Source organism: Kitasatospora sp. NPDC028961 (assembly GCF_055564815.1).
The window spans coordinates 75,859-91,547 of sequence record NZ_JBVHVO010000030.1 but is presented as its reverse complement, the minus strand read 5'-3'; the positions used below and the strand labels follow the sequence as shown (position 1 = coordinate 91,547).

At 72.4% G+C, this 15,689-nt stretch carries 13 protein-coding genes, 1 rRNA gene and 1 pseudogene; 13 read left to right on the top strand and 2 right to left on the bottom strand.

Going from position 1 to position 15,689, the window contains the following annotated elements:
• Positions 1-73: ribosomal RNA gene (gene rrf, locus ACZ4UX_RS32120) — 5S ribosomal RNA — on the top strand; the annotation flags it as partial.
• A 112-nt stretch (positions 74-185) separates the two neighbouring features.
• Positions 186-704 (top strand): annotated as a pseudogene (locus tag ACZ4UX_RS32115) (NAD-binding protein); the annotation flags it as partial.
• A gap of 327 nt (positions 705-1,031) precedes the next feature.
• Here ACZ4UX_RS32115 and ACZ4UX_RS32110 read toward each other — a convergent pair.
• Both ACZ4UX_RS32110 and ACZ4UX_RS32105 read right to left on the bottom strand, forming a co-directional pair.
• On the bottom strand, positions 1,032-2,264 hold the full coding sequence (locus ACZ4UX_RS32110) for an acyl-CoA dehydrogenase family protein (protein ID WP_465709201.1): 1,233 nt from the start codon (positions 2,262-2,264) through the stop codon (positions 1,032-1,034).
• 19 nt (positions 2,265-2,283) lie between these two features.
• Positions 2,284-3,462, bottom strand: a complete 1,179-nt coding sequence (locus ACZ4UX_RS32105) for an acyl-CoA dehydrogenase family protein (protein WP_465709200.1) — start codon at positions 3,460-3,462, stop codon at positions 2,284-2,286.
• A 520-nt stretch (positions 3,463-3,982) separates the two neighbouring features.
• Here ACZ4UX_RS32105 and ACZ4UX_RS32100 point away from each other — a divergent pair.
• The 11 genes from ACZ4UX_RS32100 to ACZ4UX_RS32050 all read left to right on the top strand — a co-directional run bounded on the left by ACZ4UX_RS32100 (position 3,983) and on the right by ACZ4UX_RS32050 (position 15,552).
• A complete protein-coding gene (locus ACZ4UX_RS32100) occupies positions 3,983-5,143 on the top strand; it encodes an isopropylmalate synthase (protein ID WP_359811655.1) in 1,161 nt (386 codons plus the stop codon).
• A 73-nt stretch (positions 5,144-5,216) separates the two neighbouring features.
• Positions 5,217-5,402 (top strand): lysine biosynthesis protein LysW, encoded by a 186-nt coding sequence (locus ACZ4UX_RS32095; protein WP_329490283.1) that lies wholly within the window; start codon positions 5,217-5,219, stop codon positions 5,400-5,402.
• A 4-nt stretch (positions 5,403-5,406) separates the two neighbouring features.
• Positions 5,407-6,258, top strand: coding sequence for an ATP-grasp domain-containing protein (locus ACZ4UX_RS32090; protein ID WP_352297828.1), 852 nt, complete (start codon positions 5,407-5,409; stop codon positions 6,256-6,258).
• Positions 6,255-7,310 carry an N-acetyl-gamma-glutamyl-phosphate reductase gene (argC, locus tag ACZ4UX_RS32085; protein WP_329490285.1) on the top strand — a complete coding sequence of 352 codons (1,056 nt, stop codon included), beginning with the start codon at positions 6,255-6,257 and terminating at the stop codon, positions 7,308-7,310. The genes ACZ4UX_RS32090 and argC overlap by 4 nt, the downstream gene beginning before the upstream one ends.
• On the top strand, positions 7,307-8,110 hold the full coding sequence (locus ACZ4UX_RS32080) for an amino acid kinase family protein (RefSeq protein ID WP_465709199.1): 804 nt from the start codon (positions 7,307-7,309) through the stop codon (positions 8,108-8,110). The genes argC and ACZ4UX_RS32080 overlap by 4 nt, the downstream gene beginning before the upstream one ends.
• 12 nt (positions 8,111-8,122) lie before the next feature.
• On the top strand, positions 8,123-8,686 hold the full coding sequence (locus ACZ4UX_RS32075; RefSeq protein ID WP_329490287.1) for a type 1 glutamine amidotransferase: 564 nt from the start codon (positions 8,123-8,125) through the stop codon (positions 8,684-8,686).
• Positions 8,687-8,792: 106 nt separating this feature from the next.
• Complete coding sequence (locus ACZ4UX_RS32070) at positions 8,793-9,908, top strand: Glu/Leu/Phe/Val dehydrogenase dimerization domain-containing protein (protein ID WP_329490288.1); 1,116 nt, start codon at positions 8,793-8,795, stop codon at positions 9,906-9,908.
• Entirely contained in the window at positions 9,905-11,554 is a 1,650-nt protein-coding gene (locus tag ACZ4UX_RS32065; RefSeq protein ID WP_329490289.1) for an AMP-binding protein, read from the top strand. The genes ACZ4UX_RS32070 and ACZ4UX_RS32065 overlap by 4 nt, the downstream gene beginning before the upstream one ends.
• A gap of 67 nt (positions 11,555-11,621) precedes the next feature.
• Positions 11,622-12,935 (top strand): pyridoxal phosphate-dependent aminotransferase, encoded by a 1,314-nt coding sequence (locus ACZ4UX_RS32060; RefSeq protein WP_465709198.1) that lies wholly within the window; start codon positions 11,622-11,624, stop codon positions 12,933-12,935.
• 13 nt (positions 12,936-12,948) lie between these two features.
• A complete protein-coding gene (locus tag ACZ4UX_RS32055; protein WP_465709197.1) occupies positions 12,949-13,842 on the top strand; it encodes a fumarylacetoacetate (FAA) hydrolase in 894 nt (297 codons plus the stop codon).
• A 489-nt stretch (positions 13,843-14,331) separates the two neighbouring features.
• Complete coding sequence (locus ACZ4UX_RS32050) at positions 14,332-15,552, top strand: MFS transporter (RefSeq protein WP_329490292.1); 1,221 nt, start codon at positions 14,332-14,334, stop codon at positions 15,550-15,552.
• The last annotated feature ends 137 nt before the right edge of the window (positions 15,553-15,689 follow it).

Here is a 15,689-nt window from a genome sequence, read left to right as displayed (position 1 = left end):
CCCGGAAGCTAAGCCTCACAGCGCCGATGGTACTGCAGGGGGGACCCTGTGGGAGAGTAGGACGCCGCCGAACAATCATTCCAAAGAACCCCCCGATCCTTACGGATCGGGGGGTTCTTTGCGTTTCCCGGAGAAAGGCGCCACCTGCTGGCGGCCTACGCCGACCTGCTGCCCGCTGCCCGCCCGCAGGGAGCCTCATCTTCATGGTGGGCGCCGCGGCGGTGGACCTCGCCGCCGCCGGACCGGTGCCGGCGGCGGTGGGCGCCAAGGTCGTGCACTGCGGCCCCTCGGGCGCCGGGCAGGCCGCGACGGTCTGCAACAACGTGATCCTCGGGATCTCAAGGATCGCGGTCAGCGAGGCGTTCGTGCTGGGGGAGGGCCTCGGGCTCAGCCACCAGGCGCTGTTCGACGTCGCCTCGACCGCCTCCGGCCAGTGCTGGGCGCTGACCGGCAACTGCCCCGTCCTCGGCCCGGTGCCGGCCAGCCCCGCCAACCGTGACTACCGGGCCGGCTTCGCCGCCGCGTTGATGGCCAAGGACCTCGGACTGGCCGCCGGAGCGGTCCAGGCCGCCGGCCTGCCGGTGGAACTCGGCCTGAGGGCAGCGGAGTTGTACGCGGTCTTCGCCGCCGCCGAGGGTGCGGGGCCGGACTTCTCGGCCATCATCACGACCCTCCGGGAGGGGGGCGAGCAGAGCCGTCGGTGAATACCGGCCGACCGGCCGGGGCTGCCTCGCGAATGGCCCCGGCCGGTCGGCCCCGGGAATTGCCCGGAGGTGCCGGGAAGCCGACCGCGGGTCGGCCCGGATTCCCGCCACCGGTTCGAGCCACGGATTCCCGGCACGGATTCCCCTCACGGGTTCCCGGCACTACGCCGGAGGAATGTACCCGTGGTGTTGCCGGAGATGAATTCGCCGTGACGAATTCCGGTCCGCCGGGAATTCGACCGGCCGGCCGGTCCCGGTATCCGGGGGTTCTTCCGGCCCGCTGCGGGTCGGGCCGGAAGAACCCCCGGGTGGTGCCGGACCGCGGAGCTACGCGGGAACGGCCCCGGCGGGCCGGGTGAGGCCGTCGAAGCCCGCCGGATCGGTACCGAGACCGGCCGGTGCCACCCAGTCGAACGGCCGGTAGACCGCCGGGCCCAGGCCCAGGCTCTCGGCGACCGTCTCCCGCAGCCGGTTGGAGGTGAACCCGCCGATGACGTTCATCTGGGCGTCCCGGTAGAGGCGCTCCACCTCGTGGCCCCGGGTGACGCCGGCCGCGCCGTGGATCTGCACGGCGCGGGCGGCGACCTCGACGGCCATCTCGGTGGCGTAGATCTTGAGCATGGCGATCGCCTCCCGGGCCGACCGGCCGGCGGCGAGCTCGGTCACCGCCCGGCGGGCCAGCACCCGGGCGGCGTCGATCTGGGCCCGGGACTCGGCGAGCTGGGTCTGCACGCCCTCCATGTGCGCCAGGGGCCGCCCGAAGGAGACCCGCTCACCCGCGTACCGGACCGAGGCGTCCAGCGCGGACTCGGCGATGGCGATGGCCGAGACGGAGATCAGCAGCCAGCCCCAGGCCATCAGTTCGGCCAGCTCACCGGCCAGTTCGCCGAACGGCACGGGCACCATGTCGGCCTCGGAGACGGTGGCCTCGGTGAAGACGATGCCGCCCCAGGGCATGCCGCGCAGGCCCATCCGCGGCGTCTCGTAGCGGCGGACGCCGGGCTGGTTCAGGTCCACGAAGGCGAGGCACCAGTCGTGGCCCTTGTCGCCGGGGGCCTTCTGCCGGCGGGCGAGTGTGACGGCCACGTCCGCGTCCGGCGCATTGGTGATCTTGGCCTTCTCGCCGTTGATGACGAACCCCTCGCCGGGGGCTCCGGCCGGCCGGACCGTGGTGGTGTAGGTCCCGGCGTCGCTGCCCGCGGGCGGTTCCACGATGGCGAAGCAGGCCAGCTTCTCGCCGGAGATCAGCGGCTTCAGCAGCCGGTCGTACTCGCTGGGCCGGCTGTAGCGGGAGATCAGCTTGCCGCACAGCAGGCCGGACACGGTGGCGGCCCAGTAACTGCCCGGGCAGGCCCGGGCGAGCGCCTCCATGGCCGCCAGCTGGGTGAGGCCGTCGGCCCCGCTGCCGCCCGAGGACTCCGGGTGGAACAGCCGCAGGTAGCCGCTGTCGATGATCTCCGTCCAGTTCGGCGAAGGCATCCGGCCCGCCGCGTCGGTCTCGGCGGCCCGGGAGGCGGTGCCCGGGAAGCTGAGGACGGTGCCGTGTGGTGTGTCGGTCATGTCGGTATCGGTCCTCACGTCAGCCGAGCCCGAGCAGGGACGCGGCGATCACCGGGCGCAGCACCTCGGTGCCGCCCCCGGTCTCGGCGAAGAACAGGGCGTCGCGGTGGGCCCGCGCGATCAGGTGGTCGCTGGTCAGGGCGAGCGGGCCGGACAGGCGCGCGGCCCCCTCGGCGACCGTCCGCGCGGCGGCGGCCACGAAGAGCCGCGCGGTGGCGGCGTCCTGGCGGGTGGGCCGGCCGCCGGAGTCGAACTGTCCGGCAGCCCGGTAGAGCAGTCCGGAGGCCAGCTCGCAGCGGGTGGCGAGGTCGGCCAGGGTGAACCGGGCGGACTGGGCGTGCACGAGGGGCCGGCCGAAGACCCGGCGCTCGCCGACGCCGTCGACGGCGTCCCGGACCAGGGCCCGCATGACGCCGAGCCAGGGCGCGCTGGAGAAGACCCAGTCGAGCGAGGCCAGCAGCGGCTCCACCTCGGTCCCGGCGCCGCCGACGCTGCCCAGCACCGCGTCGTCCGGGACGTGGCAGCCGTCCAGGACGAGGCGTCCCCAGGTGCAGGTGCGCATGGCGGCCGGCGCCGACTCGGTGATCAGCAGTCCGGGGGTGGAGCGGTCCAGGACGAAGGCCGTCCGGCCGCCGCCGTCGTGCGTGGCGACGACCAGGAAGTGGTGGGCCACCGGGCCGCCGGCGACGAGGTCCAGCTCGCCCGTGAGCACCCAGCCGCCGAGCCCCGGGGTGCCGGGGCGGGCGGTGACGGTCGGGGCGAGGGCGGCGCCCTGGGTCTGCCGCAGGGACACCGCGCCGATCCAGTCGCCGGAGGCCATCAGGGGCAGGTAGCGCTCGCGCTGGCGGGGGCTGCCGAAGGCGCGCAACGGCACGGTGGCGAGCACCGCGTGGACGCCGACGGCGAGGGCGAGGCCCGGGTCGCGGGCGCCTTCGCCGAGGCCTTCGAGGAGGGCACAGGTCTGGGTGGCGCTGAGGCCGCCGCCGCCGAGGGCGCGCGGGACCAGCGGTCCGGCGAGGCCGGGGCCGGGCCGGGCGCCGGCCAGTTCGGCGAAGAGGGCCGGGTCCCAGCGGTGGTCGCGGTCCCGCTCGGCCGCGGTCGGCCGCGCGACGCGCTCGGCCAGCTCGCGGGCCGCGGCGGCCGACGACGGATCGCCGGACCCCTGGGGGGCGGGCTTGAGTTCCAGTGGAACAACCATCGGAAGTTCTCTCCTTTCTACGGGCGGTGCTCAGTTCGGTAAGTGGTCGCTTCCCCCGGCACTGCGGGGTGCGTGCGCACGGTTCGACCGGTCCGTTCTCACGTCTCCATGGCTCCGTTCTCGGGTGGAGGGGGGTGCGGCGGTACGGGACGGCACACCGTCGGGGGCGCTCGAACGACTCGCGGGGCAATGCCGCCGGCCTCCCGCCGCTCGGCGCGGATTTCGCGCGCCTATTCAGCGATACAGGCGCCCTCGAAGGCTGTCCAGGAAATTGTCGGCATGCCGACGAGAAGTCCGCACAGCTCACCGTCCATGACGTTCCATCACAGTCCTTGACAAGCTCCTGACATTGGCAGTGTTGTCCCTTCACAGCGCGATCGACCACCATATTCGTCGAGCGCACTGCGCATCGTCGCTCTTTCGGCCCTGCTCCATTCGTACATGCCGCATCGCGAGAATTCAGGCCGGAGCCGAGGTCAGCGCGAATGGGAACCCGGCTCCGGAAAAGGAGGGAACGCACATGGCACCAGCAGAGCACCTGAAGGAAGACGTGCCCCCGCAGGGGCTGCCCCACCTGTCCGACGCGACCTTGCGGGACTCCGCGCACATGGCCGGCGTCGAGTTCGGCCCCAAGGACGCCGCCCACATCGCCGACCTCCTGGTCCGCACCGGCGTCGAGCTGGTCGAGGTCGGGATGATCTCCGGCCCGTCGACCAAGGACGCCGACCTCATCCTCGCCACCCACGAGTCGGTGGGCCCGGAGCGCTCGCTGAGCCTGGTCGTGGTGCGGGACCGCCAGCAGGTGGTCACGGCGCTGGACGAGGCCAAGCGGCTCGGCGTGCGGTCCGTGATGTTCTCGATCCCGACCTCGGAGCAGCACGCGGCCCTCAAGCTGAGCTCCTCCAGCACCAAGTACCTGATCGCGGTGGCCCGGGCGGCGATCGTCGCGGCCAAGGAGCGCGGCTTCCACGTCACCTTCAGCGGTGAGGACGGCGCCCGCACGCCCAGGGAGCGGCTCGTCCCCTACGTCGAGGCGGGCTTCGCGGCCGGCGCCGACCGGTTCCGGCTGGCGGAGACCGTCGCCTACCTGTCGCCGTGGCAGATGGAGCGTCAGATCCGCAGCATCACCGAGATCGACGGCTCCGAGATCGAGATCCACTCGCACAACATGCTGGGCATGGCGGTCGCCAACTCGCTGGCCGCCTACCGAGCCGGGGCGAAGTGGATCTCCGCGACGGCCGGCGGCATCGGGGAGCGCGGCGGCAACGCCCCGCTGGCCGAGCTGCTCACCTCGCTGCGGGTGGTCTACGGCGACACCCGCTTCGACCTGAGCCACCTCACCGAGCTCACCAACGCCGCGCTGCGCGGCGCCCGGCTCGGCGACGCCTTCCAGTCCGGCCCCACGGCCCCGCACGCCTTCGCCTACGAGCTGCCCGGCCAGCTGACCCACCCCGAGGCCTACGAGACGCTGGCCCCGGAGATCGTCGGGAACTCCCGCGAACTGCGGGTGCGCACCCGGCTGACCACGCCGCTGGTCACCTGGGCGCTCGACGAGCTGGCCGAGTCGGTCGACGTCGCCGCCTTCACCTCCTGGCTGACCGTCCGTCAGGAGCGCGACGACCGCGACCTGCTGGACCGCGACGCGATCCGCAAGGCGGCCGTCGAGTTCCAGTCCGTCTGACCGGTCCCACCCCGGTCCGGCTTTCCACCACCACCGGATCCACATCCACCAGAGAACGACTACGGAGATGACAATGTCTGCTGGCACGTTGACCGGCCTGTGCCCCGAATGCGAGACCGATCTGACCACCCCGCCGATGGTGCAGGGCGAGACCATCGCCTGCCCCGAGTGCATGCTGACGCTCCGGGTGGAGGACGTCGTGGAGGGCCGGCTCAGCCTCCAGATGGTCGAGGTGCAGCTTCGCGATTGGGGCCAGTAAGCCCATGGACCGAACTGTCGCCATCGTCGCCGACCGGGTCGGCTGGGAAGAGCGCCGGCTGATCGACGCGGCCGCGGGCCTGGGCCTGAGCGTCGAGTGGGTCAACGACGAGTCCCTCGCCCTGGGTGACCAGGAGTCGGCCTCGCTCGGGGGCTACGCCGCCGTGCTCGTCCGCAGCCGCAGCTACACGCGGGGCGGTCTGATCGCCACCGTCGCGGAGGCGGCCCGGATCCCCACCCTGAACACCGTCTCGGCCATCCAGGCCTGCGAGAACAAGCTGACGCTGCGCGCCCAGCTGCGTGCCGCCGGCGTGCCGGTGCCCGACTTCCGGCTCGTGCTGTCCCGCCGGGACTTCGAGAAGGCCCTGGCCGAACTGCCGCCGCCGGTCGTGCTGAAGCCGGTCTTCGGCGGCATGGGCAAGCGGGTCACCCTGCTGCGGGACGCGGACTCCGCGCACTCGGTCTACGACTACGTCGAGGACCTCGGGCACGGCTTCGAGCAGGCCTCGCTGATCGAGCCCTACCTGGCCGGCGGATCCTCGCTGCGCTGCTTCGTGGTCGGCCGCGAGCTGGTCGCCATCGCCGAGTTCCACAGCGCGGGGACGGACTGGCGCAGCAACGCGGCGCTGGGCAACCGCAACCGCGCCGTCGACCTCGACCCCGAGGTGCAGAAGATCGTCGACGGGGTGCTGGACGTCCTCGGCGAGGGCATCTTCGGCATCGACCTCTTCGCGACGCCCGACGGCTACGTGGTCAACGAGGTCAACCACGCACCGGCCTTCCGGGCGGTCGCCTCGGCCACCGGGGTGGACATCGCCGCGGCCATCGGCCGCTACGTACGGGAGGAGATCGGATGATCCGGGTCGGCATCATCGGGGCCTCCGGACTCGCCGGCGGTGAACTGATCAGGCTGATCACCCAGCACCCCGAGCTGGAGCTGACCTTCCTCGGCGGCAACGCCAGCGCGGGGCGCCGCCCGGCCGAGCTCCACCCGGGCCTGCGGCTGGACCTCGGGCTGACCATCGAACCGGTCGGCACGGACCTCAGCGGCCGGTGCGACGTCGTCCTGCTCGCCACGCCCGCGACCGCCTCAGCAGAGCTGGCGGCGCGGCTGGCCGACGAGGTGCCCTGCGTCATCGACCTCAGCGGCGCCTTCCGGATCCAGACGCCGGCGCTGCACGACCGGTGGTACCCGGACGTGCACCGTGCCGACGGCCTGGCGGACCGGTTCGTCTACGGCGTCCCGGAGCTGGTCGGCGACCAGCTGCCCGGCGCCGCGCTGATCTCGCTGCCGGGCTGCTTCGCCACCGCGATCACCCTCGGGCTCGCCCCGCTGGTGATCGGCCTCGGCCTCAACCTGAGGACCGTGGTGGTGGACGGCAAGACCGGCTCCAGCGGCGGCGGCCTGTCCCTGCGGACGGCCGACCTGCACCCGCTGCGCAACGGCGCCATCGCGCCGTACGCACCGGCGGGGCACCGGCACGCGGCGGAGGTCAAGGACTTCCTGGAGCGCAGCAAGCCGGGCGGGATCGACTCGCTCAGCATGTCGGCGTACGGGGTGTCGCACGTGCGCGGCCTGATGGCCAGCACCTACGTCTTCACCGACGACGAGGTGGACGCGCGCAGCCTGCACCGCGCGTACCTGCGCTTCTACAAGCAGCGCCCGTTCGTGCGGGTCCGCCGGCACAACGAGACGCTGATCCCGGTGCCGGACCCGCAGGCCGTGCTGGGTTCGAACTTCTGCGACGTGTCGGTCCTGCACGACGAGGAGGCCGGGCGGATCGTCGTCCTGGCGGCGCTGGACAACATGGTCAAGGGCGCGGCGGGCCAGGCGATCCAGGCCCTCAACCTGCGCTTCGGCCTGCCCGAGGAGACCGGGCTGACCCAGCAGCCGGTGATGCCGGCATGACCGGGACGGCAGCCACCGACACCCCGACCGTCGTCAAGCTCGGCGGCAGCACGGTCGACGACCTCGCCGGCACCTGGTGGGACGACCTGGCCCGGTTCGGCCGGGACCGCCCGCTGGTCCTCGTGCACGGCTGGTCCAAGCCGCTGAAGAACCTCAGCCCCCGCTACCACGAGCCCTCGGCGATCCTGCGCGACCGGTACGGCAACCAGAGCCGGTGGACGACGCCCGAGGTCATCGAGGACATCAAGACCGTCAGTGCCGAGCTCGCCGAGGACGTCCTGCGACGCCTGGAGCAGCGCGGCATCACCGCCGAGCGGGTGCTCGGCAGCGACGGCCTGGTGACCGCCGGCGAGGGCGAGCGCTGGTGGTGGAAGGAGAAGCAGCTCGTCGAGCTGGAGAACCTCGTCGGCCCGATCACCGGGGTGGACCCGGCGGTGCTGAAGAACATCAAGGCCGGCCACGCCTACCTCGTCACCCCGCTGGCGCGGGACGCGGCGGGCCGGGAGGTGAACACCGACGGCGACCGGGCCGCTGCCGCCGTCGCCGGCGGCATCGGGGCCGAACAGCTGGTCCTGGTCACCGATGTCGCGCACCTGCTGATCGACGATCAGCCGGTGCGCCGGATCACGGCGGAGGCCGCGGCCAGGTTCCGGGACAAGGGCGCCACCGGCGGCATGCGCAAGAAGCTGCGCGCCGCGGGGGAGGCCCTGGACCGGGGAGTGGACCGCGTCGTCATCGGCAGCGCACCCGTGACGGACCTGATCGCCGAGCGCACCGGAACCGTCATCACACGAGCGTGAGGAGCAGGGTACGTGGCGAAATCCCGTGTGCTAGTCGTCAACAACGGAACGCTGTCGCTGAAGCAGCTCCGCGGCCGCTTCGAGGAGCTGGGTTCGGAGACGGACGTCGTCCGCGCCGAGGAGGTGCCCGCCGACCTCGGTGGCCGCTACCAGGCGATCGTGCTGAGCGGTACCAAGGTGCGGGCCTATGACAGCGACTTCTACCGGCCGCTGATCGACCTCGTGACCCATGCCGACGTCCCGGTCTTCGGGATCTGCGGCGGCATGCAGATCATCGCCGTCGCGGCCGGCGGCCGGCTCGCCGAGGGGCCGCAGCGGGTGGGCGGCTACGAGGTGCAGGTCGACAAGGAGGAGCCGCTCTTCACCCATGTGAAGCCGACCGTGACGGTGTTCCACCGGCACACCCTCTACCTCCAGGAGGCGCCCGAGGGCTTCCGCTCGATCGGCCGCTCGGAGCACGCCCCGGTGGAGTTCATCCGCTCCGAGGACGGGCGGATCCACGGGGCCCAGGCACATCTGGAGTTCCGCGCCGACGGTCTGGAGATTCTGCGAGGCTTCGCACAGCTCTACCAGTGACGATCCGTCAGCAGGCGCGTACGGCCGGGCCGTCCGCGTCGGCCGGCGCGCCTGGCTGACGGGCCGTCACACCATGAACCCATCTAGGTACCGAAGGAATGCGCACATGACTGTGGAAGAGACCCAGGCGCCGGCATTCGCCGTTCACCTCAACGGCAGCGGTGGTGCGATCAAGGGCTGGGTGGTCGTCGACTCCCTCGTCGACGGCCTGGCCATGGGCGGCACCCGGATGACCACCGGGGTCACCGAGGAGGAAGTGGCGGGCCTGGCCCGCGACATGACCGACAAGTTCACCCTCGCCGGGCTGCGCATCGGCGGCGCCAAGGCCGGCATCGTCTCCGACGGCACCGACCGCGAGGAGACCTTCCGGACCTTCGGCCGGACGGTGAAGCCGCTGCTGCACGGCGGCATCCACCTCGGCATCGACATGGGCGTCACCCCCGCGGACCGGGCGGTGTTCTTCGCGGAGGCCGGTTACGACCCGCGCTTCCGGCTGGGCGCCCCGGACATGCCGATCGACTGGCGCACCTACTACGAGCCGCTGATCGACTGCACCGGGCACGGCGTGGGGGTGGCCGCGGTCACCGCGCTGGAGGCCAGCGGCCGCACCGGGTCGGCCCGGGTCGTGGTGCAGGGCTTCGGTGCGGTGGGCCGTGCCGTCGCCCGGTTCCTGGAGGACCGCGGCCACACCGTGGTGGGCGTCGCCGACGTCCAGGGCACCATCAGCGCGGACCGGCTGCCGGTGGCCGACCTGGTCGCCATCACCGACGAGTTCGGCCGGATCGACCGCTCCCGCCTGCCGCAGGGCGTCACCCAGTCCGGCGAGCCGGACGCCTGGCTCGACGTCGACGCCGACCTGCTGATCCTGGCGGCGCAGAAGCACGCGATCAACGCCGACAACGCGCACCGGCTGCGCTCGCGCCTGGTGGTGGAGGGCGGCAACCTCGCCTCCAGCGCCGAGGGCAAGGCCAAGGTGCTGGCCGCGGGCGCCACCGTCGTCCCCGGCGTGATCGCCAACATCGGGGGCGCCGGCTCGGCGGCCCTCGCCGTCACCCGGGTCGTGCCGTTCCACCTGGAGGCGGAGGCCCGCAAGGCCTGGGTCTTCGACTGGGTCGGCGACCGGGTGCGGCAGAACACCCGCGACCTGCTGGAGATCGCCGCCGCCCGCGCCGGCGACCCGCTGCCCGAGCTGCTCGCCGCGCGCCGCAAGGAGCGCGGATGACCGCCGGCCCGTCCGTCGGCCCGGACCAGGCCCCGCCCCGGGGCAGCGCGGCCGAGTACCTGCGGCGCGGCTGGTGGCGCGAGGAGACCTTCCTCGACGACCTGCGCCGCCAGGCCCGGCTGCGGCCGCGCAAGCTCGCCGTCGCGGCCCGCCGGATCGGCGAGGCGCGCACCGACACCCTGGACTACTCCGAACTGGCGGTGCTGACCGACCGCTTCGCCCTGGCGCTGGTGGAACTCGGCGTCGAGCGCGGTGATTTCGTCGCCGTCCAGCTCCCTAACCGGTGGGAGACGGTGCCGCTGCTGTTCGCCTGCATCCGGGTCGGCGCGGTCATCTGCCCGATCGACCCGGTCTGCCAGGAGGAGGAGCTGCGGCACCGCCTGGAGCTCACCGGCGCCCGGGTCTGCATCACCGTCCCGGAGTGGAACGGCTACCCGCTGGCCGCCCACCTCACCGCGCTGAAGGCCGAACTTCCGCTGGAGCACGTGGTGGTGGTCGGTGGCCGGGACGCCGGGACGCTCTCCTTCGACGAGCACTTCGTCGGCGTCCCGTGGGAGGAGCAGCGCGCGGGCGAGCTGGACGGGCGCGAACTCACGCCCGACGAGCCGTTCGTGGTGCTCTTCACCTCGGGCACCACCGGGGTGTCCAAGGGCGTGCTGCACAGCCAGAACACCATCTACGCGGCCGTCCGGGGCTACGCCGACACCTTCCTGCTCGACGACAGCCTGGTCGCGGCCGTCACCACCCCGCTCGTCCACTACTCCGGCTTCGGCCAGGGCATCCTGACCGGCGTCATGCTCGGCGCCACCGTCGCCTTCCAGGACGTCCGGCGCAACTCCGCCCTGCTCGACCTAGTCGAGCGCTACGGCGCCACGCTGGTCTACGGTCCGCCGTCCACCCTGGCCGACATCGCCAGGTCCCAGCGGGAGGACCCGCGCGACGTCTCCACCCTGCGCCACGCCGTCACCGGCTCCGCGCCGGTGCTCCAGGAGCTGGTGGACGAGGTGCGCGAGACCCTCGGGGCCCGGACCTACTCGGTGTGGGGGATGTCCGAGTTCGGGCCGGTCACCATCACCCGGCTCGACTACAACCCGGACTGGGCGGCCAGCAGCAACGGCGGACCGATCGACTCCATGGAGCTGCGCGTCGACGACCGCGACGACCCGGGCAAGCGCGCCCCGGTCGGCCGGCTGCGGGTGCGCGGCGCGGCGCAGGCCCTCGGGTACTACAAGCGCGAGGACGTCTTCGCCGCCGAGTTCAACGCCGAGGGCTGGTTCGACACCGGGGACTACGCGCGCGACGACGGCCGCGGCGGCATCCGCATCCTCGGCCGGGCCAAGGACGCCCTGATCCGCGACGACACCGTCGTCCCGATGACGGAACTCGAAGCGATCATCTCCCGGCACCCCGAGGTGACCGAGACCGCGCTGGTCGGGACCACCGGGCGCAGCGACGACCCGATCCTCGCGGTGGTCGTCACCGCCGGCGCGCAGCCCGGGCTGGAGGAGATCCACGCCGTGCTGCGCGAGGCCGGCCAGGATCCGCGCTTCTTCCCGGAGCGCGTGGTGGTCGTCGACGCCCTGCCGAAGACGCTCACCGGCAAGGTCCGCAAGGCCGAGCTGCGCCGCCGCTACGGCGGGCAGTGACCCACGCCGGATCGCCCCGGTCCCGCACCGCCGACCACCAGCCCCCTCCGATCCCTGGAGCACACCCATGCCCGAGCCCGCGAAGGTGACCCTGTCGGCGACGTTGGCCGCCGACGAGGCCCTCGCCCGCAGACGCGCCGCCGGCGAACAGGTCCTGATCATGGCCAGCGGCGAGATCGGCCTGCCGGTCCACCCCGAGCTGAGGGCCCGGCTGGCGGCCGCCGCCGACCGGTCCACCTACGGCCCGGTGGCCGGCAGCCCGGAGCTGCGGTCGGCGGCGGCCGGCTACTGGCAGCGGCGCGGTCTGGCCGCCGACCCGGAGCTGGTCGTCGCCGGGCCGGGCAGCAAGGCCCTGCTGTTCGCCCTGATCATGGCGGTCGGCGGCGACGTGGTGATCCCCCGGCCCAGCTGGGTCAGCTACGCCGCCCAGGCCGAGCTCGTCGGCGCCCGCGTCCTCAAGGTCCCCGTCCCGGCGGGGGAGGGCGGCGTACCGGACCCGGACCTGCTGCGCGAGACGGTCCTGGCGGCCCGTGCCGCCGGGCACGACCCGCGCTCCGTCGTCGTCACCCTGCCGGACAACCCCACCGGCGCCGTCGCCGCGCCCGACACCGTCCGGCGGCTGGGCGAGGCGGCCCGGGAGCTGGACCTCGTCATCATCTCCGACGAGATCTACTGCGACCTGGTCTTCGACCCGGCCACCCCGGCGGTCTCCCCGGCCGCGTTCGCACCCGAGCGCACCGTGGTCACCACCGGGCTGACCAAGAACCTGGCGGTGGGCGGCTGGCGGACGGGCGTCGCCCTGCTGCCCGAGGGCACCGCCGGGCGCCGGCTCCACGCCCGGCTGATCGCCATCGCCAGCCAGATCTGGTCCAGCCCGCCCGCGCCCGTCCAGGTGGCGGCCGCGTACGCCTTCGGCGAGCCGCCGGAGATCGTGGCGCACGTGGCGGCCTCGCGCCGGCTGCACGGGATCGTCGCCGCGGCGACGGCCGAGCGGTTCACCGCCGCCGGAGCGCTGCTGGCGCCGGTCCGCGCCACCTGCTACCTGTACCCGGACTTCGAGCCGCTGCGCGAGCGGCTCCGCTCCGTCCACGGGGTGCGCACCGGGACGGAGCTGGCCCGGCTGCTCACCGACCGCTACGGCGTCGGCGTGCTGGGCGCCGAGGCCTTCGGGGAGGCCGCCGAGCCGCTGCGGCTGCGCGCGGCCACCAGCCGGTTCTACGGCGAGACGGCGGAGCGGCAGCACGCCGCCCTGGAGGCCGCCGACCCGCTCGGGCTGCCGTGGATCCGGGCCGCCATCGACCGGGTCGACGAGGTCCTGACGGACCTCACCGCCCCGTCCACCACCCGGCTCCTGCCGGGCCGACCGCACCAACGAGCCTAGGAGGACCACCGAGATGTCCATACTTTTCGAATGCGAATACCAGGGTGAGCGGTACGTGGGCTTCGAGAAGCCCGTACCCGGGCAGGCTCTGACGCTGTACCGGGTGAACGACGGCCGGCTGCAGGCCGAGTTCATCGCCGCCGAGACCGCCGAGGACGTCGTCGCCGCGATCAAGGCCGAGGTCACCCCGATCACCGTCGAGGGCGGCGAGGAGCAGGTGAAGTACCTGCCGCCGCTGCTGCCCGAGGCCAGCGGGAACGCCCTGCTGAGCGGTTTCATGCGGACCCACAAGTCGAAGTTCGAGGGCGAGCCGGGCGAGGACGAGGAGTTCGTCGCGCCGAACTGGTTCTTCAAGGGCTTCGGTTCCTGGCTGCGGCTGCCCGGCGAGACCCTGGTCGTCCCGGAGAAGTCGGTGGCGCTGATCGAGGAGCCGGAACTGGCCCTCGTCTACGTCAACGACGACGCGGGCAACCCGCGGTACGTCGGCTACACCTTCGGCAACGACCTGTGCGACATCGGCCTGCACATCCAGAACCCGGGCTGGAACCCGTACTGCAAGCTGTGCGACACCTCGATCACCCCGTGGCTGTTCCTCGGGGAGCCGCCGGCCTCGGTGACCGGCCGGGTCGTCATCGAGCGGGACGGCGTCCCCGCCTGGGAGGGCCCGTTCGACTGCGGCGAGGACGCCCTGTACTTCAAGATCCAGGACATGGTGGACAACCTGTTCGAGTACCCGGCGCTGCGCCGCCCGGGTCTGGTCAACTACGTCCTGCTCGGCGCCGACAAGGCGAGCTTCCACGACGGTTTCCGGATCGCCCACGGCGACCGCATCACCATCGACTTCAAGAGCCACGGCGTGGTGCTGGACAACGAGGTGACGTTCACTCAGTCCAACTACCCGGCCTAGTCGTTCGGGTCTCGCCGCCGTTGGCCGGTTCCCGCCCTTCTGGCCCGATCCGCCTGCCCGGTGGGGTTGTCCGCCCCGCCGGGCAGGCGGGTTCCTGCGGAGCGTCCACCATGTGAGACGGTATCGCCGCCGCATCGGAAGCCCCGCGGCCACCCCCGCGGCCGACTGTCCGGAGCGTCGTTCCGGGTCCGTGAGCTGCGCGTTTGATGGTCCGTCAACTCTGTTCAGCGCCAGGCCGAGTGCCGTCCACCGGGCTCGCCGCACCCGCTACTTCCGCCGGAACATAAATAAGTCCATCATCTCTGCGGGAAACGGGATGACCGGGCGGTCGGCGGTTGTTGCGGCTGGCAGCGCGCTGCGTGGGGGCCGGGGGGCTTTGGCGTGCGACGAACCGGCACGCGACGAACCGCTCTCCGCCCGCAGTCGGCTCACCCCGTACCGCAGCAGCGTCCTGAATCCGCATTCGTATGAGAGTTCGAGGTATCAAGCATGGCAACCTCCCAGACCGGGCTGTCGGCAAGCTCCCCTCCGGACACACCCTCCGCGGAGGAGAGCCGGAAGCTCCCGATGTCCCCCCTGCTGGCCCTGGCCACGGCCGCCTTCGTGATGGTGCTGACCGAGGCGCTGCCCGCCGGCGTGCTGCCCGAGATGGCGCGCGACCTCTCGGTCAGTGAGTCCGCGGCGGGGCAGGCGCTGACGATCTACGCGATCGCCACCGGCGTCTCGGCCATCCCGCTCGCCGCCGCCACGGCCGGCTGGCGCCGCAAGCAGCTGGTCCTGGTGGCGGTGGTGGCCTTCATCCTCGCCAACACGGTCACCGCCATCTCGTCGAGCTACGTCCTGACCATGGGGTTCCGTCTCGTCGCCGGTGTGGCCGCGGCCGCCGTCTGGGGTGAACTCGTGGTGTACGCGCGCCGGCTGGCGCCGCCGCACCTGGTCGGCCGGGCCATCGCGATCACCATGATCGGCATCCCGCTCGCCCTGTCGCTGGGCATCCCGGCCGGCACCTTCCTCGGCAAGGTCTTCGGCTGGCGCCTGACCTTCGGTCTGATCACCGCCGTCACCGTGCTGCTGCTGCTGTGGATCATCGCGTCCGTGCCCGACCACCCGGGGCAGAAGGCCGAGCACCGCGAGCCGATCCTCCAGGCCCTGCGCCTGCCCGGGGTGTCGATCATCCTGGTCGTGGTGGCCGCGTACGTGCTCGCCCACAACACCTTCTACACGTACATCGCCTCGTTCCTCGACGAGAACAAACTGGGGGACAACCGCGACACCGTCCTCCTGGTCTTCGGCCTCGCCTCGATGCTGAGCATCTGGATCACCGGCACGCTGATCGACCGCTATCTGCGCGAACTGACCATCGCCAGCTGCGTCCTGTTCACCGTGGCGGCGGTCTTCCTCGCGCTGACGCCGGGCAGCCCGGTGGCCGTCTACGGGGCGATGGTGCTGTGGGGCCTCGGCTGGGGCGGCCTGGCCACCCTGCTGCAGACCGCCGTCACCAACACGGGCGGCAGCCGCGGTCAGGCCCTGCTGGTCACGGTCTGGAACTCGTTCATGGCCGGTGGCGGCGTGGCCGGCGGGGTGCTGCTCTCGGCGGCCGGCCCGGGCTCGTTCCCGTGGACCGTGCTGGTGCTGGTGATCCCGCTGATCGCCCTGGTGTTCGCCGCCCGTACGCACGCCTTCCCGGCGAAGCGCGCGGAAGCGGTCTGATTCTCCCGGCAGATGGCAGTGGGGGGGGGGGGGGGGGGGGGGGGGGGGGGGTTCGGGGGGGGGGGGGGGGGGTTGTTTTTGGTTTTTTTTTTTTTTTGTTTTTTTTTCTCTTTCCTTGTTTTTTTTTTCCCCTCGTG